A 16,577-nucleotide genomic window follows, 5' to 3' on the forward strand; every position below is an offset into this window, starting at 1 on the left:
GCTCATCCTCGTACGACCGTCCCGTAGTGGTGGGGGCTCAGACCGCGACCGGCTCGCCCGCCGCCGCGGCGATCTCCGCCTCCGCGACGACACCGCTGACGCGGCGCAGCTTCTTCATGGGGCCGAGCTCGGAGTCGTAGACCTTCTTGACGCCGTCGCCGAGGGAGGCCTCGATGGTGCGGATGTCACGGACGAGGCGTGTGAGGCCCTGCGGCTCGACGGAGGCGGCCTGGTCGGAGCCCCACATCGCGCGGTCGAGGGTGATGTGGCGCTCGATGAAGACGGCGCCGAGGGCGACGGCGGCCAGCGTGGTCTGCAGGCCGGTCTCGTGGCCGGAGTAGCCGATCGGGACGTTCGGGTACTCCTTCTCCAGCGTGTTGATCACGCGGAGGTTGAGCTCGTCGGCCTTGGCCGGGTAGGTCGAGGTGGCGTGGCACATGACGATGTTGTCGCTGCCGAGCACCTCGACGGCGTGGCGGATCTGCTTCGGGGTCGACATGCCCGTGGAGAGGATGACCGCGCGGCCGGTGGAGCGCAGGGCGCGCAGCAGCTCGTCGTCGGTGAGGGAGGCGGAGGCCACCTTGTGGGCGGGGACGTCGAACTTCTCCAGGAAGGCGACGGCCTCGGTGTCCCACGGGGAGGCGAACCAGTCGATCCCCTTCTCCTCGCAGTACGCGTCGATCTGGCGGTACTCGTCCTCGCCGAACTCCACGCGGTGGCGGTAGTCGATGTACGTCATCCGGCCCCAGGGGGTGTCGCGCTCGATGTCCCACTGGTCGCGCGGGGTGCAGATCTCGGGCGTGCGCTTCTGGAACTTGACGGCGTCGCAGCCGGCCTCGGCGGCCACGTCGATCAGCTTGAAGGCGTTCTCGAGGTCGCCGTTGTGGTTGATGCCGATCTCGCCGCAGATGTAGACCGGGCGGCCGGGGCCGACCTCGCGGGAACCGAACGTGCGCAGACGGGAGTTGGTGCTCATGGCGGAACGTTCCTTACCTGGTGAGGGTGTCGAGAGAGGGTCCGAGGATCCAGCCGGCGATCTCCCGGATCGCGCCGTCGCCACCGGGGACGGTGGTGACCGCGCGTGCGGCGCCGCGTACGACGTCATGGGCGCTCGCGACCGCCACCGGCCAGCCCACGAGGGCGAAGCAGGGGAGGTCGTTGACGTCGTTGCCGACGTAGAGCACGCGCTCCGGCGCGATGCCCTGTTCCTCGCACCACTGCTTGAGTGCGAGGTCCTTGCGGTCGATGCCGTGCAGGACCGGGAGCCTGAGCTTCCGGGCGCGGGCGGCGACGACCGGGTTCTGTTCGGTCGAGAGGATGAGCAGCTTCAGGCCGCTCCTGCGCAGGGCGGCGATGCCGAGGCCGTCGCCGCGGTGGACGGAGACGAACTCCCGTCCGTCGGAGTCGATCAGCACCCGGTCGTCGGTCTGGGTGCCGTCGAAGTCGAGGACGACCGCGTCGATGTCGTCGAAGGCGGGCAGGGCACCCGGGAGGTCCGCGTCGAAGACCGGGGCCAGGGCACGGGCGCGCGCGAGGTCGTGCGGGTCGTCGATCTCCAGGACCCGGGCGGGGTCGGTGCGCACGAGTTCCGTGCGGCCGAAGAAGCGGTGCCGGTGCTCGCGGAAGCCGGCCGCGTCCATCGCGTACGCGGCGCCGGTCTCCAGGAAGTCCTGGGGGCGGTCCTGGCGGCGCGGGCGGAAGGACTTGTCGTGGTTGACGCCGTGACCTCCCTCGGCCGTCTCGTCGGCGTGGCGCCAGACGAAGCCGTGGAACGGCGCGACGGTCACCGCCGTGTCGGCGCCCTGCTCGGCGACCGCCCCGGCGACCCCGTCGACGTCCTCGCGGACCAGGAAGGGGCTGGTGCACTGCACGAGCAGGACGACGTCGACCGGGGCGCCGTGCAGGGCCTCGTGGGCGTCCAGGGCGTGCAGGACGGCCGCCTCGGAGGTGGCGGTGTCACCGGCGATGGCCGCCGGGCGCAGCACGACCTCGGCGCCCGCCTCGCGCGCCGCGGCCGCGATGGCCTGGTCGTCGGTCGACACCACCACGTCGGTCACGAGCCGGGTCGCACGGCATTCGCGGACCGCGCGGGCCACCAGCGGGACACCGCCCACCGGAGCCAGGTTCTTCGCGGGCACTCCCTTGGAGCCGCCGCGCGCGGGGATCACGGCGAGGATGCGGCGCACCCCCGCTGGTGAGTCGGACATCGGCTTCTCTCCTTGAAGGGTCACAGCTCCCCCATCCGCCGGATGACGGGCGCCACCCGCTGCACTCCGTGCCGGTAGGCGCCGCGCGCCGCCCGGCGCACGATCTGCCGGACCGGGCCGGGCTCCCTGTCGGCGGCGGGCGCGCCGGGCAGCGGGCTGCCGTCGGGGCCGAGGTGGTGGCGGGCGAGGATCCCGGGCAGATAGCCGGGCGCGGTGGCGGGCGTGTAGTAGGGCGTGAGGGGCGGCAGTCCGCCGGGCCGGTCGAGCAGCTTGGCGATGCGCTCGCGGGCCACATCCCATGAGGAGGCGTACGAACCTCCCGCAGAGGAGGTACCCCCGGCGGCCACGCCCTGCCGGGACACCCATTCCTCGTCGGGCGTGGGCCGGTGGCCGGCGTCGAGCTGGTCCCAGGAGGCGAGACAGCCGGAGCCGACGAAGTGGTGGTTGCCGAGGGCCTCGCGCACCCCGAGGTCGCTGAGGACGACGGTGGGGACCCGGCGGTGGAGGGACTCCAGGGCCGCCGTGGAGCTGATCGTCACCAGGAGGTCGGTGCGGTCGAGGACCTCGCCCATGTTGCCGTACACCAGGCGGAAGTTGGGCGGCAGGTCGAGCCGCTGCGCCAGCTTCTGGTACGGCAGTTCCTCGATGTGGGTGGTGTGCTCGCCGGGCTTGGAGCGCAGCTTCAGCAGCACCTCGCGCTCGGGGTGCAGCCGGGCGTGCTGCACCAGCCGGTTCAGCAGGTACGTACGGTCCTTGCGGCTCTCCGGCACGGAGGGCTGCGCGGCGAAGACGACCGTGTAGGGCCGCTCCGCAGCCGGGTCGTGCTCCCCGGAGTAGGGGGCGCCGCCCAGGAAGGGCAGGGCCACCTCGGTGACGGAGGAGGCGTCGGCGCCCACGCCCTCGTACACCGCGCGGAACCGCTCGGCGTCCTGGCGGGAGTTGGCGAGGACGAGGTCGGCGCCGTGCCGCAGCAGCAGGCCGTCGGCGAGCTTCTCGTAGACGACGCCGACATAGCCGGTGACGACGACGGGGCGGTCCGGACTGTCCTCCCAGACCCGCTTCAGGCCGTGCAGGACGGCCTGGACGCCGCCGCCGACCAGCGCGAGGACGAGGACGTCGTACGACGTCTGCGTCATGGCGCGCAGGAACTCGACGGCGGTGACCTCGCGCAGGGAGTCGGCGCGCACGCCCACCTCGGCGAGCTGGCGCGGGGTGGGGGTGGCGCGGCCACGCAGGAGGAACCCGTCGAGGGCCGGGAGGGCGGGGTCGGCTTGCACCCCGCTTCCGGATCCGGGCACGATCCTGGAGGCGGTCAGCGCACCCCATTTCCATCGGGTGTCCGAGTCCGCGAGGACGGCAATCCGTGGGGGGTTCGCAGTACTTGCTGGCACGTCGATGACGCTAGAAAGCAAAACCCAGGGTTGGCCCAACCTCGATTCAACGAAAAGTTAACAGCAGCCCACCGGCGGCCGAACTGGCTCTCCGGAAGCGGTGACGCACGCCCGGTGCACCATTCCGACACATTGAGTTCACCCCTTGTCCCCCCAGCGGAAAGTTCCGTTGTCGGGGGCGCTCCTAGGATTTCGCCGTGCCAAAGCTTTCGGTGATCGTGCCGTTCTACAACGTCCAGCAATACGCGCCGGACACCCTCAGAAGCCTTCGTCTCAACGCCCGCCCGGACTTCGAGTTCGTCCTGGTGGACGACAAATCGAAGGACGAAACTCCGGCCATTCTCGAACGGGCGGTCGAGGAGCTTTCCGAGGTCGCCCAGGTGCGTTACGTCCGCCATGAGGAGAACGGGGGGCTGGCCACCGCGCGCAACACCGGACTCGACGCGGCGGGCGGCGAGTACCTGACGTTCCTCGACGGCGACGACTGGCTGGCGCGCGGGTATCTGACCGCGCTGGTCACCGCGATCGAGACGCTGGGCTGCGACTTCGTCCGGACGGACCATGTGCAGGCCACCGGGCGTGCCCGCACGATCGTCCGGCATCCGCTCGGGCGGCGCGAGGAGGTGCTGAGCCCGCGGGACGCGATCCTGCCGGTCGACCGCTCCACGTCCGTCGACTACGCCTACGCCTGGGCCGGCGCCTACCACCGCCGCCTCCTCGACCGCGGGCTGCTGCACTTCACGCACGGGCTGCGCACCGCCGAGGACCGGCCGTGGATCTGGAAGCTGCACCGGGAGGCGGAGTCGTTCGCGGTGCTGAACCTGCACGGCGTCTTCTACCGCCGTGGGGTCGCCTCCTCCCTCACCCAGATCGGCGACGCCCGCCAGCTCGACTTCATCCGCGCCTTCGACCAGGTGATCGAGGAGACCGCGCAGGACCGGGAGGCGGACCGGCTGCTGCCGAAGGCGGTGCGCACCTACTGCGCGATCATCGCCCACCATCTCGCGGAGATCGACAAGTTCGAGCCCGCCGTGGCCAAGCAGCTGCGCACCATGAGCTCGGCGGCCATAAAGCGGATGCCGCAGGAGCTGCTCACCGACGTTCTCGACACCATGGACCTGCGGCGCTCCGCCAGGCTGCGGCGGCTCAGGCGCCAGATCACCAGCGCGAAGGCGGCCGCCTGATGGCATCCACGACCCAGATCTTCTGCGCCTCCACGCTGTACGGCGCGGCCACCCTCGCCGCCGCCCTGGACGCCGGCTGCTTCCCGGCGGCCGAGCGGCGGCTGCTGCTGGTGTGCAACAACGCGACGAACCCCGAGACCGCCCCGGCCCTCGACGAGATGCCGGGCTTCGCGCCCCTGCGCGACCGCTTCGACGAGGTCCTCTCCTGGAACGAGGCGATCAGTCCCTTCCACCCGGGCGCCTGGACACCGCGCCCCGACGACGTCCCGCTGTTCGAGCGGTACCTGCGGCTGCTGTGGGGGCTCGGCGCGGACCGGGTGGAGATCGTCCTGGAATCCATCCAGGTCAACCCGGCGCAGGCCGTCGCCCAGGTGTTCCCGGGCGCGCCGATCGAGGTCTACGCCGACGGCCTGATGAGCTACGGCCCCACCCGCAACAAGCTCGACCCGCTGATCGGCACGCGGGTGCGCCGGCTGCTCCATCTCGACCTGGTCCCCGGGCTCGTACCGCTGCTGCTCACCGAGTTCGAGGTGCCCGCGCGCACGGTCCCGGCGGCCGCGTTCCTGAAGGTGCTCGGGCAGGTCGCCGACGCCGTACCGGAGCTGCCGGTGCTGCCCGACGAGCCGGCGCTGCTGCTCGGGCAGTACCTCTCCGCGCTGGACATCATGTCCGCGCGGGAGGAGGAGGACCTGCACGTCCGGATGATGCGGGGGGCGGTGGCCAAGGGGCACCGCTCGGTCGTCTTCAAGCCGCATCCGTCCGCCCCGGCCCGCTACAGCCGGATCCTGGAGACGGAGGCGGCGAAGCTCGGGGTCGACCTCACGGTGCTGGACGTCCCCGTGCTCGCCGAGGTGCTGTTCCAGAAGGCGCGGCCCGCGCTGGTCGTCGGCTGCTTCTCCACCGCGCTGTTCACCGCGTCGGCGTTCTACGACCTGCCGGTGGCCCGGATCGGCACCGGGCCGCTGCTGGACCGGCTGACGCCGTACCAGAACAGCAACCGGGTGCCGGTGGTGCTCGCGGACGCGCTGCTGGCGGACCTGGAGGACAAGGAGAAGACCGTCGCGGCCGACACGCTGAGCGGGCTGCTGTCCGCCGTCGGATTCGTCATGCAGCCGCAGATCCTTTCCGGTCTTCGCCCTGAGGCCGAGAACTATCTGCGCACCCGTCTCGGCCCGCGCACCCAGCGTTACTTCAAGCGCAAGCGGCTGACTTCGCTGGGGCTTCCGGGCGGTATCCCGGAACGGCTGGCGTTCCTTCCGCACAACTCCACGGCCCGTCGGGTCGTACGGCGGGCGAAGGCGCTCCGGAAAGCGATCAAGCGGTGATACGCCCCCACCCGGTCAAATAAACCCGAAAAGATGAAGAGCAACGGGGAAGCCCGCTTTCGGACGGGCGGAGTTGGGCCGCGGTTAACCAACGCTCCATAGCTTCCCCGAATGCTGCAAACAGCGCTCTCCCAACAACCGGTCGCCGCCCCGGCACCGGAACACCGGCCGCTGATCTCCTACGTCCTGCCGGTCTACAACGAGCAGGACGGCATCGCCGCCTTCCACACCGAGCTGACCGCAGCCCTCGCCGGCCGCCCCGAGCTCGACTTCGAGATGGTGTACGTCAACGACGGCTCCGCCGACGGCTCGCTGGCGATCCTCAGGACGCTGGCCGAGCGGGACGTCCGGGTACGCATCGTCGACTTCGCCCGCAACTTCGGCCACCAGATCGCCATCACGGCCGGCCTGGACGTCGCCCGGGGCGACGCCGTGATCGTCATGGACACCGACCTCCAGGACCCGCCCCGGGTCAGCCTGGAACTGGTGGACGCCTGGCGCGAGGGCGCGGAGATCGTGCACGCCCGGCGCCGCAGCCGCCAGGACACCGCGTTCAAGCGGACCACCGCGCACCTGTACTACCGCGTGCTGCGCTCCTCCACCGAGGTCGACATCCCGCTGGACACCGGCGACTTCCGCCTCCTCGACCGGCGGGTCGCCGACGAGCTGCGCAAGTACCGCGAGAAGAGCCGGTTCGTGCGCGGGATCGTCGCCTCGATGGGCTACCGGCAGACCGAGGTCGCCTTCGACCGCGACGAACGCTTCGCCGGCGAGACCAAGTACCCGCTGCGCAAGATGGCCAAGCTCGCCATCGACGGCGTGACCAGCTTCTCCACCGTGCCACTGAAGATGATCACGCGGCTCGGCTTCGCCGTCCTGACCCTGTCGATGGTCGGCATCCTCTACGCCCTCGCGATGAAGTTCTTCCGGCCCGACATCACCGTCTCCGGCTGGACGATGCTGATGGTCGTCGTGCTGTTCCTGGGCGGCGTGCAGATGCTGTCCCTCGGGGTCATCGGCACCTACATCGGCCGCATCTACAGCGAGGCGCAGGGCCGTCCGCTGTACCTGGTGCGCGAGGTGATCGGCGGTTCCCGGGCCGATGACTGAGACCACGGCCGGCGTCCAGGCGCCCTCGGCGTCCTCGGCGTCCTCCGGGACCGTGCGCCAACTGGTCCGCTACACCCTCATCGGCGGCAGCGGGGTCACCCTCGACCTCGTCGTCTTCCTGCTGCTGCACAACTGGGCCGGGATGGACGAGCAGATCGCCAACGCGATCAGCACCACGCTCGCCATCACCAACAACTTCGTCCTCAACGCCCGCTTCACCTTCGAGCGCCGCGACCGCCTGTTCGTCCGCTTCCTGCGCTTCTACGCCGTCGGCCTGACCGGCATCGCCCTCACCGACCTGCTCTTCCTCGCCCTCACCGACGGCCTGGGGATCAACGCCAACCTCGTCAAGGTGGGCTCGATGCCCCTGGTCCTGGCGCTCCAGTTCGTGCTCAACAAAAAATGGAGTTTCGCGTGAACCTCGGCATCATCGGCGCCGGAGCCACCGGCCTCACCGCCGCCTGGGACGCCGTGCGCGCCGGGCACCGGGTGACCATCCTGGAGGCCGCCGGTGAACTCGGTGGGCTGGCCGCCTCGCTGGAGGTGGGCGGGGTGCCGCTGGAGCGGTACTACCACCACATCTTCCGCAGCGACAAGGCGATGATCGCGCTCATCGGGGAGCTGGGGCTCGGCGACGCGCTGCGGTTCCACCGGCCGACCACCGGGATCTACCGGGGCGGCAGGCTCATCGACTTCACCACCCCGTTCGACATGCTCCGCTTCCCGGAGTTCTCGCCCGTCGACGCGGTGCGCTTCGCCGGTTCCTCGGCGGTGCTGAAGGCCGTGCGCGACGGCGAGCGGTACAACGACCTCACCGCCCTCGCCTGGCTGCGCAGGCGGGCCGGGAAGAAGGCCACGGCGGCCATCTGGGAGCCGCTGCTGCGGGGCAAGTTCGGGGACCGCGCCGAGCAGGTGTCGATGGCGTGGCTGTGGGCCCGTATCCACTGCCGGACCTTCGAACTCGGCTATGTGGACGGCGGGTTCGAGCGGGTGTACGCGGCGCTGCGGGACGGGATCGAGGAGCGGGGCGGGAAGGTCGAGTTCGGCAAGGCCGTCGAGACCGTCCGGCAGGACGGCGACACGCCGGTCGTGACGTGCGCGGACGGGTCGACGTACCGCTTCGACCACCTGATCGTCACCACACCGCAGCCGGCCTTCGCCAAGGCCGCCGGGCTGCCCGCCGAGGACGCGGTCTGGAAGAACCAGTACCTGGGCGCCACCTGCTTCGTCCTGGAGATGGACCGCAGTGTGATCCCGTACTACTGGCTCAACATCAACGAGCCGGACTTCCCGTTCCTCGCGGTGGTCGAGCACACCAGGATGATCGACCCGGCGGTCTACGGCGGCCGGCACGTCCTCTACGTCGGCAACTACGTCGAGCGCGAGGACTGGCGCTTCACCGGCGACCCCGGTGAGCTGCTGAACGCGTTCGTGCCGTACCTGCGGCGGATCAACCCGGCCTTCGACCCGGCCTGGATCAAGAACTGGCACTTCTCGAAGGCCGGCTTCGCCCAGCCCGTGGTGACCCCGCGGTACCGGGCGCTGATCCCGGGCCACGAGACCCCGATGAGCCGGGTCACGCTGGCGACGATGGCGCAGATCTATCCGCAGGACCGGGGGCAGAGCTACTCGGTGGAGATGGCGCGGAAGGTGACCGCGTCCCTCGGGCTGCGCTGATCCGGGTCATGAGGAAGTACCTCGGTACCTCAGGGCCCCGGTCGGCGACCGGGGCCCTTCCTCATGCCGTTCACTTCCGCTTGCAGACCACCAGCGGGGTCTTCGGCTCCAGCGGCGGGCAGGCGTACGTCGCCTGGACGCGTCTGCGCAGACCGGCGTCGACGTGGGCGAGCCGGAACCAGGCCCGGTCCAGGATCGCGTAGGGCGCCGGGTCGTGGTCGACGCAGTCGGCGTTCTCCTGGAAGGACTTCAGGTCGGCCACGTCCGGGATGAAGCGGGTGCGCTGGAGGAAGGTGGCGATGGGGTAGCGGCACTGGGCCGGGTGGTCGACGTAGTAGACCGTGTCGCCGAAGGCCAGGTAGAGGACCTTGGCGCCCGCCGGGAGCTGTGCGCGCAGCTTGTCGGCGTCCTGCTGCTTGGTCTCCGCGTTCTCGTGGAACCGGGCGTTGGTCACCGACACCTTGCCGTACTGGGCCAGGTGCGGCGAGCTCGGCCAGACCGGTCCGGCGAGCAGGACGACCCCGGCGAGCGCGAGCGGGGCCGACGAGCGCCGGGGCGGGCCCGTCGGCCGGGTGTCGGCCAGCGCGGCGAGCAGGGCGACGAGACCGAGCACCCACATCGTCGCCGGGCGCTGGAGCCCGTGCGGCAGCCGGGTGTAGAGCGCGGGGAGGGTGCCGTACAGCAGGGACACCGTGCCGAAGCACCACGGGGGCCTCGGGGAACCGCCCACCGCGAGTCCCCAGACGGCGGCGGCGAAGACGGTGAGCTGGACGGCGTGGTACGGGAACCAGTTGCCCTGGACGATCACCACGGCCAGTGAGCCGAAGCCGATCAGCACGGCGATCGTCAGCAGTTCGAGGCGGCGGGCGCGGCCCTGGACGCGGGTGAGGAGCAGCAGCAGCGCGCCGGGCAGGAGCAGCAGCACCGGGGTGAGGACCGACCGGTCGGCGAGGAACTCGACGGACCGGTGCAGGATGAAGCCCGGCCGGATGCCGGTGCGGCTGAGGGCGGACTGGTTGATCTGCGGCATGTCGTGCGTCCACTGGAGCTCGTGCGAGCCGGCGAGGACGCTCAGTGCGAACAGCGCGAGCGCGCCGGGTACGGCGGCCAGGGCGACGCGGATCGCCCGGCCGCGGTCGGCGGCCCACAGGATCAGGACGCCGAAGGCGGCGGTGGAGGCGGTGGAGTACTTCATCATCACCGCGAGGCCCAGCGGCAGCGCGGCGATCAGGGCGGCGGGCCAGGCCCTGCGGATCCCGAGGGCGGCGGCGAGACCGAACACGGTCAGCACCACCGCCGTCCACTCCGGCTGGAGGAAGTCGGTGCGCGGGGCGAGGCCGAGGACGAGTCCGGTGGTGCCCGCGGTGAGGGCGGCCTCGCGCGGGGTGATCCGGCGCAGCAGCGCGGTGTGGAGGGCGAAGGCCGCCGCCGCGACGACGAGCGCGCCCTCGGCTTCGATGATCGTCTCCCGTACGGCCACGCCGCCGGAGGTGGGCAGGTCCAGCAGGGCGATGAACCAGCGGTAGAAGAAGGGGCGGTGGGTGAAGACCTCGGACGGGGAGTAGCCGGCCTCGCCGCCGAGGCGCAGGGCGGCGAGCACGTACTGGAGGTCGCCCGTCAGCCGCCGGGTGAGGACCGTGTACACGACGACCGCCGCGGCCGGGGCCGCGACCACCGGCCACCACAGGGGTGACCGGCGGGCGCGGGGGGCGGACGGCGCGTCGACCGGGGCGGTCGTCGTCGCCATGCGCTCAGCCGCCCAGGATCGTGCGCAGGTCGGCGGAGTTGGCCTCGGTGACCTTCCAGAGTTCCTGCTGGCGGCCGTGTACGTCGGCGACCGTGCGGTCGTGGTCGGCGAGCAGGTCGCGGGAGCGTTCCACGAGGAGCGCGGCGAGGTTGCGGTCGTGCACCGAGACACCCCACTCGGGGCGGTCGATGTCGCGCAGGAAGTACGCCATCTTGGGGTGCGAGATGAGGCTGATGATCGGGGTGCCGCAGCCGAACGGGATCATGCCGGCGTGGCCGCGCATGCCGATGACCAGCTTGGTGCGCGCGTACAGCTCGCGGATGCCGTCGTTGTCGAAGTCGTACATCGGGATGACGGGCAGCGAGACGCCGTGTTCGCGGCGCAGGTCGAAGGCGATCTTCTCGTCGTCGAGGGAGTGCGCCACGCACCTCACGTCGGCCAGCTCGCGCAGGCCCTCGACGGCCTTGGCCATCTGGGCGAGGAAGTAGCCGTAGTCGTGGCCGAAGCGCAGGCCCGCGCGGTCGTAGGCGGCGTTGACGAGGATGGTGTCGTCGCGGCGCGCGGGGTCCTGCCAGCCGTCGACGAGCTGGCGGGTGACCGTGGTCGGGCAGGGCTGGAAGCGGACCTTGTCGTGGAGGTGGGCGGGGAGCATCGCCCGGACCTTCTCGATGGAGCCGTGGTTGCGCAGGCCGAAGAAGGCGGACTTCTCGACGAGCAGGCGCAGTGACTCGCGGAACCGGGTGGCGCGGTAGGACTGGCCGTCGAAGGCGTTGAAGCCGACGGCGTAGACCGCGATCGGGACGTCGATCCCCTGGAGCATCGCGTCCGGGACGTTCCACTGCCAGGCGCTGTTGCCGTTGGGCATGGTGTCCGGGATGAAGAGGCCGCCGCCGCCGATGACCAGGCCGCGGCGGGCGTTGACGCGCTCCAGGGCGGCCTCGTCGAAGAGGCGGTGGGCGTGCACGGAGTGCCAGCGGCGGGAGGTGGTGTCGCGGTCGAAGCCGAGCCGGACGCTCTCCGGGAGCAGCTTGTCGCCGGCGTTGCCCTGGCGGTCCATGTAGAAGGCGACGTGGGCGAGCTGGTCCTCGGGGCGGCCGGCGGGCTGGGCCGGGATGCCGGTGGTGCGCTGGTGCCAGATGCGGCTGGCGCGGTGGGTGGGGTCGACGGTGAGGCCGGCGGTGGCGTAGGCGCGGGCCTCGGTGTCGTCGCCGTGCACCCAGGCGATCTGGGCGAGCCGGGAGAAGGCGGTGGCGGCCCGGTTGGGGGCGGCGGAGGCGAGGTGGAGCTGTGCCTTGGCCTCCTCGTAGCGGGAGACGCTCAGCAGGGCGTTGCCGTACACCTCGTGCGGCCAGGCCTCGTCGACCGGCAGGTGGACCCGCTCCAGGATGTCGACGGCGGCCTGGAAGTCGCCGGCGCCGATGTGGGCGAGGGCGACCTTGCGGGCGGTGTCGACGTCGCCGGTGCGCTCGACGTGCGGGGTGCCGTAGTGGACGAGCAGGTCGTGGTGGAGGGTGTCGCCGGCCTCCAGGTAGGCGGCGTGGAACTCGGCGTCGGTCAGCTCGAAGTCGGCCCAGCGCTCCTGGGCGAGCCCGTAGCCGGCCTCGCCGCCCTGCCAGGGCTTGTGGCGGCCGGTGAAGTGCAGGACCGCGACGTCGTCCGGGACGGGGAGGTCGCCGGAGAGGCGGCGCTTGACGTAGTTGAACTTGGGGTCGAGGTCGACGAAGTCGCCGTCGAGGAGGGCGTTGAGGATGCCCTGGTCGTGCTTGTCGAGCTCGTAGGTGCCGGCGCGGCCGATCGCGTCGATCTTCGCGCAGAACGCGTCGGTGAGGTACTCCTTCTGGATGACGAGCAGTCCGCTGTTGAGCATGCGGGTCTTGTCGCCGTAGAAGAACTGCGGGACGGCGGCGAGGCCGTGGCGCAGCGTCAGGAGTTCGTCGACCGGGCCGAGGACCACCATGTCGGTGTCCAGGGTGATCACGGTGTCGTAGTCGCGGATCCGGAAGACGTCGAGGATGAAGTACGCCTTGCGGACCAGGTAGTTGTCCTGGTCGCCCTTGACGTAGGAGTCGTAGTGGCCGGCGTCCACCCGGCGGAACCGCACGCGCGGGTGCAGATCGCGGATCGCGGCGACGGAGGCGGGGCGCAGGTCGTCGTGGAGGACGAGGAAGTCCTCGCAGACCTCCGGGTTGGAGAGCGCGAGGGAGCGCAGCAGGACGAGGAAGCCGGGGAGGTAGTTCTCGTCGACGAAGCTCGCGAAGGCGATGCGGCGCTTGCCCGTGAGGGCGCTGGCGTCCGTGGCGGGCGCGGAGGTCTCGGGGGTGGTGGTCGTCATCGCAGGGAAATCCTCATGCCGGAGACGCTCTGGGCCCGTTCCATGACCCATGTCTTCTCGCTGCCGTATTCGTGCACGTTGGTGATGGCCAGCTTCATCGCCTCGGGGAGGCGGTAGGCGCCGCTCTCGTAGAAGTCGAAGCCGATCAGGTCGAGCGTGGGGCTGACATCGAGGAAGTCGAGCAGCCAGAGCATGTTGAAGCCGGAGGTGGGGATGGCCGCGAACTGCTCGGTGGTCCAGCCGCCGATGTTGCGCACGGGCCAGCGCAGCGACTCGTCGTTGACGTACGTCTGGGCGCCGGGGATCAGCTTGTTGCGGACGGAGTACTTCCAGTCCGGTGAGCTGCCGCTGAGGACGAGCCGGGTGTCGACGGGCTTGTCCCAGTTGTAGTTGTGCTTGTGGATGGTGACGTGGACGTCGGTCCTGCGGCCGGTGTGCGCCGGGTCGATGCGGTACGAGTTGAAGCGCACGACGAGGTCGTAGGCATCGATGTCGTGGCCGAGGCCGCTCTCGCCGACCTTGCCCGAGTTGGCGACGAGGCAGACCGACTTGCCGGCGATCCGGTTGCGGAACTCGCCGAGGCTGAGCCACTGCACGCCCCCGAACAGGGGGTCGGGGACCGGGCCGCGCATGCGGTTGCGGCGGACGTCGGCGTACAGGGCGAGGGCCCGGGTCAGCTCGGGGGTGGGCCGGGTCCGCCGGCCGCCGGCCAGGTCGAGGTAGTGCGCGAGGGCCTCCTGGACCTCGTCCTCGGGGGCGCCCTCGCGGTCCATGGCGAGCAGCGCGCCGGCCAGCCGGGCCTCGGCGCCGGACGGGTCGCCGGCGGCGTGTGCGGCGAGGCCCTCGGCCCAGACGTCGGTGGCGGGTCCGGCGCCGAAGCGGGTGGCCTCGGGGACGGTGCGCTCCAGCAGGGTCAGCAGCTCGGCGCGGGCCTTGGTCGCGGCGTGGATGCCGTCGACGCGGGCGCGGACGCCGAAGCCGTCCTCCTTGGTGAGCTCGAGGTAGCGCTCGTAGGCCTCGGCGGCCTCCTCGGGCAGGCCGAGGGCCTCCAGGATCCGACCGCGCAGCCGCCAGCCGGCGCGGGAGCTCCGGCGCAGGTGGAGGATGGTGTCGGTGATCGTCACCGTGAGGTTCAGCTCGTCGTCGTAGGCGCAGACGACGGCCTTGTTGCCCACGTTGAGCAGGGCGTCGAGGACCTCGTTGCTGAGGTTGCCGCCGCTGCCGGTCGCGGCGGCCCTGGTGCGCCGCAGCAGGCTCGTGGCGGTGGGCGCGGGCGCGGACTGCTCCTGTACCGCCCAGGTGGCGAGGAGCTGGCGCAGCGCCTCGGCGACCGCCTGGCGGCGCGGGTCGAGGCTGCCGACGAGCTTGCCGCTGTGCACGGAACAGGCGCGCAGGCAGTCGTCGAGCGAGACCGGGGATGGCGCTGACGAGGGCCTGTGCGGCCTGGCGTCTGACCCTCTGCTGCGGACCCTCGTCATGGTTCTCCTGGACGTAGGAACGGGACGTATGAACTGGACGCATGAAAAGCGTATTGACGTACTGAAACCTGGTGAGGTTGGGAGAACGTAAGAAAGGAAAACGACGCCCAGGTGAACCCCTCGGAACAGAGGAGCGAATGCTGAGGCTGTCGAACAGAAGTTTCGCGGGTGACGCCATAGGGTCCACATAGACGGCACTCATCCGCATTCCTAGGGACACCCGCGTGACACAGACGGTCGTGAACACGACACAGGGGAGCCTGCCGGTCGCCACCCCGAAGGCGGCACCGCGGGGCGGCCGGCTGCGCGCGCTGGACGGCCTGCGGCTGATCGCGGCCCTGATGGTGGCCTGCTACCACTACGGCGGCCGGGGCGGCGACATCACCCGCGCCTGGGGCACCTCCGCGTCGACGGTCTTCCCGACCCTGCACACGCCGTTCGCCTACGGCTGCCTGGGCGTCCAGGTCTTCTTCGTGATCAGCGGTTTCGTCATCTGCATGAGCGGCTGGGGCCGCCCGCTGCGCTCGTTCTTCGCCTCCCGGGTGGCCCGGCTGATGCCCGCGTACTGGGTGGCGGTCCTGCTGGTGACGGCCGTCTTCGCACTGCCGGTGGTCGTCTACGACGCCGTCTCGCCCAGTGACGTCCTGGTGAACCTGACCCTGCTCCAGCAGCCGCTGGGCGTGGACCGGGTGCTGGGCGTGGACTGGACGCTGTGGGCGGAGGTCCGCTTCTACGCGCTGTTCGCGCTGTGCGTGGTGCTGCCGGGGGCGAACCGGCGCCGGGTGATCCTGTTCTGCGCGGGCTGGATCCTGGCGGCGGCGATCACGCAGGGCGCGCACCAGCCGCTGCTCGACATCGTCCTGATGCCGGAGTACGCGCCGTTCTTCGTCGGCGGGGTCGGGCTCTACCTGGTGCACCGCGACCGCCGGGACCCCTACGCGTGGGGGATCACCGCGGTGAGCTTCCTGATCGGCCAGCACTACGCGGTCCGCAGCCTGTGGAACGTCTCCGACCCGAACGCCTTCGCCCACCGCACCTCGTACGGCATCATCGCGGTCGTCGCCTTCGGGTTCCTGGCCGTCGGGGCGATCGCCCTGGGCTGGCTGGACCGGGTGAACCGGGGCTGGCTGACGGTGGCGGGCGCGCTGACCTACCCGTTCTACCTGGTGCACGAGCATCTGGGCTGGGTCGTGGTCGCGGCCCTGCACCGCCGGCTGGGCGTCCCGTCCTACGCCACCTTCCCGCTCACGATCGCGGCGATGCTGCTGCTGGCGTACGCGCTGAACAAACTGGTGGAGGAACGCGTGACGCCGCGACTGCGGAAGGCGCTCACGACCCCCCGAGTAACCCCGCCAGTGCCCCCGCCAGTGAATTCCGGGTGAATTGCGGGGCGCTTTTCAGGAAACCCCGTACCGCGCCGCGATTCCCGCGAGGACGATCTCCAGACCCTCCTCGAAATGCTTCGCGTAATCGGCGAAGATCTCCGCGCCCGCCCGCGCCGTCAGCGGGAAGTCGGCGAGCAGCCGGGCGCGTTCCTCGATGTCGTAGCCCTCGCGCCGCTCGTCGGGCAGCGGCCGCACACCCTGCTCCTCGACGACGAACCCGATGGTGTACGCGTACGCCGTCGACGAGGCGCGGACGGCTTCGCCCAGGCCGAACCCGGCGGCCGTGAACAGCCGCAGGGTGTCCTCCATCCGTGGGGCGTGCTCGGTGCCGGTGAAGCGTGAGCCGCTGAAGACGCGCGCGCCGTCGCGGTAGGCGAGCAGGGCCTCGCGCAGCCCGCGGTTGGCCTTGCGCGTCCACTCCCGCCAGCCGTCGGCGGGGTCGAGGGCGATCCCGGCGACCATCCGCCGGTACATCTCGGTGGCCATCTCGTCGAGCAGCGCCTGCTTGTCCTTGAAGTGCCAGTACAGGGCCGGCGCCTTGACGTCCAGCTCGCCGGCGATCGCGCGCAGGGTCAGCCCGTCCAGGCCGGTCTCGTTCAGCAGGGCGAGGGCGGTGCCGGCGACGCGCTTGCGGTCGAGGGGGGGCCGGGCGGCTCGTTCGGTGCTCACGGGTGACAGCTTAACGCCGTTAACGGTTGACAGCTTAACGCCGTTAAGGGCACAGTCGTCGGCGACGGGGCT

13 protein-coding genes are annotated in these 16,577 nt (G+C 70.9%); 6 read left to right on the forward strand and 7 right to left on the reverse strand.

Annotated features, from left to right (window positions below):
* Positions 1-37: 37 nt before the first annotated feature.
* The 3 genes from AQJ64_RS14365 to AQJ64_RS14375 are packed head-to-tail and all read right to left on the reverse strand — an operon-like array spanning position 38 to position 3,598.
* Positions 38-976, reverse strand: a complete 939-nt coding sequence (locus AQJ64_RS14365; protein ID WP_055631421.1) for an N-acetylneuraminate synthase family protein — start codon at positions 974-976, stop codon at positions 38-40.
* Between the two features lie 13 nt (positions 977-989).
* Entirely contained in the window at positions 990-2,207 is a 1,218-nt protein-coding gene (locus AQJ64_RS14370) for an N-acylneuraminate cytidylyltransferase (RefSeq protein ID WP_055631420.1), read from the reverse strand.
* Positions 2,208-2,227: 20 nt separating this feature from the next.
* Entirely contained in the window at positions 2,228-3,598 is a 1,371-nt protein-coding gene (locus AQJ64_RS14375; protein WP_059202676.1) for a DUF6716 putative glycosyltransferase, read from the reverse strand.
* A 197-nt stretch (positions 3,599-3,795) separates the two neighbouring features.
* Between AQJ64_RS14375 and AQJ64_RS14380 the strand changes: the two genes are divergently transcribed.
* The 5 genes from AQJ64_RS14380 to AQJ64_RS14400 all read left to right on the forward strand — a co-directional run bounded on the left by AQJ64_RS14380 (position 3,796) and on the right by AQJ64_RS14400 (position 8,894).
* Positions 3,796-4,782 carry a glycosyltransferase family 2 protein gene (locus AQJ64_RS14380; protein WP_055632015.1) on the forward strand — a complete coding sequence of 329 codons (987 nt, stop codon included), beginning with the start codon at positions 3,796-3,798 and terminating at the stop codon, positions 4,780-4,782.
* Positions 4,782-6,107: a polysialyltransferase family glycosyltransferase gene (locus tag AQJ64_RS14385; RefSeq protein WP_055632016.1), complete on the forward strand. Its 1,326-nt coding sequence runs from the start codon at positions 4,782-4,784 to the stop codon at positions 6,105-6,107. The genes AQJ64_RS14380 and AQJ64_RS14385 overlap by 1 nt, the downstream gene beginning before the upstream one ends.
* Positions 6,108-6,218: 111 nt before the next feature.
* Entirely contained in the window at positions 6,219-7,217 is a 999-nt protein-coding gene (locus AQJ64_RS14390) for a glycosyltransferase family 2 protein (protein ID WP_055632017.1), read from the forward strand.
* Positions 7,210-7,635: a GtrA family protein gene (locus AQJ64_RS14395; RefSeq protein WP_079061654.1), complete on the forward strand. Its 426-nt coding sequence runs from the start codon at positions 7,210-7,212 to the stop codon at positions 7,633-7,635. The genes AQJ64_RS14390 and AQJ64_RS14395 overlap by 8 nt, the downstream gene beginning before the upstream one ends.
* Entirely contained in the window at positions 7,632-8,894 is a 1,263-nt protein-coding gene (locus AQJ64_RS14400) for an NAD(P)/FAD-dependent oxidoreductase (RefSeq protein WP_240512482.1), read from the forward strand. Before AQJ64_RS14395 ends, AQJ64_RS14400 begins: the two co-directional genes overlap by 4 nt.
* Before the next feature lie 70 nt (positions 8,895-8,964).
* Here the strand turns inward: AQJ64_RS14400 and AQJ64_RS14405 are convergent, their stop codons facing one another.
* From AQJ64_RS14405 to AQJ64_RS14415, 3 genes are read right to left on the reverse strand one after another with little or no spacing between them, the layout of a single operon-like run.
* Positions 8,965-10,641, reverse strand: a complete 1,677-nt coding sequence (locus AQJ64_RS14405) for a hypothetical protein (RefSeq protein ID WP_055632019.1) — start codon at positions 10,639-10,641, stop codon at positions 8,965-8,967.
* A 4-nt stretch (positions 10,642-10,645) separates the two neighbouring features.
* Positions 10,646-12,973 carry a glycosyltransferase gene (locus tag AQJ64_RS14410; protein WP_055632020.1) on the reverse strand — a complete coding sequence of 776 codons (2,328 nt, stop codon included), beginning with the start codon at positions 12,971-12,973 and terminating at the stop codon, positions 10,646-10,648.
* Complete coding sequence (locus AQJ64_RS14415; RefSeq protein ID WP_240512483.1) at positions 12,970-14,352, reverse strand: glycosyltransferase family 29 protein; 1,383 nt, start codon at positions 14,350-14,352, stop codon at positions 12,970-12,972. Before AQJ64_RS14415 ends, AQJ64_RS14410 begins: the two co-directional genes overlap by 4 nt.
* A 338-nt stretch (positions 14,353-14,690) precedes the next feature.
* Here AQJ64_RS14415 and AQJ64_RS14420 point away from each other — a divergent pair, with 338 nt between their 5' ends.
* A complete protein-coding gene (locus tag AQJ64_RS14420; protein ID WP_240512485.1) occupies positions 14,691-15,833 on the forward strand; it encodes an acyltransferase family protein in 1,143 nt (380 codons plus the stop codon).
* 15 nt (positions 15,834-15,848) lie between these two features.
* On the opposite strand, the gene AQJ64_RS14425 is transcribed toward AQJ64_RS14420, so the two are convergent.
* Positions 15,849-16,505: a TetR/AcrR family transcriptional regulator gene (locus AQJ64_RS14425; protein WP_055632023.1), complete on the reverse strand. Its 657-nt coding sequence runs from the start codon at positions 16,503-16,505 to the stop codon at positions 15,849-15,851.
* Between the last annotated feature and the right edge of the window lie 72 nt (positions 16,506-16,577).

The organism is Streptomyces griseoruber, assembly GCF_001514205.1.
In the GTDB taxonomy this organism is placed as follows: Bacteria; Actinomycetota; Actinomycetes; order Streptomycetales; family Streptomycetaceae; genus Streptomyces; species Streptomyces griseoruber.

What these genes read in the sequence shown, in the direction of transcription:
- AQJ64_RS14405 (WP_055632019.1), bottom strand. Translation starts at nt 10,641, where the DNA reads ATGGCGACGACGACCGCCCCGGTCGACGCGCCGTCCGCCCCCCGCGCC.
- AQJ64_RS14410 (WP_055632020.1), bottom strand. Translation starts at nt 12,973, where the DNA reads ATGACGACCACCACCCCCGAGACCTCCGCGCCCGCCACGGACGCCAGC.
- AQJ64_RS14370 (WP_055631420.1), bottom strand. Translation starts at nt 2,207, where the DNA reads ATGTCCGACTCACCAGCGGGGGTGCGCCGCATCCTCGCCGTGATCCCC.
- AQJ64_RS14390 (WP_055632017.1), top strand. Translation starts at nt 6,219, where the DNA reads ATGCTGCAAACAGCGCTCTCCCAACAACCGGTCGCCGCCCCGGCACCG.
- AQJ64_RS14385 (WP_055632016.1), top strand. Translation starts at nt 4,782, where the DNA reads ATGGCATCCACGACCCAGATCTTCTGCGCCTCCACGCTGTACGGCGCG.
- AQJ64_RS14365 (WP_055631421.1), bottom strand. Translation starts at nt 976, where the DNA reads ATGAGCACCAACTCCCGTCTGCGCACGTTCGGTTCCCGCGAGGTCGGC.
- AQJ64_RS14395 (WP_079061654.1), top strand. Translation starts at nt 7,210, where the DNA reads ATGACTGAGACCACGGCCGGCGTCCAGGCGCCCTCGGCGTCCTCGGCG.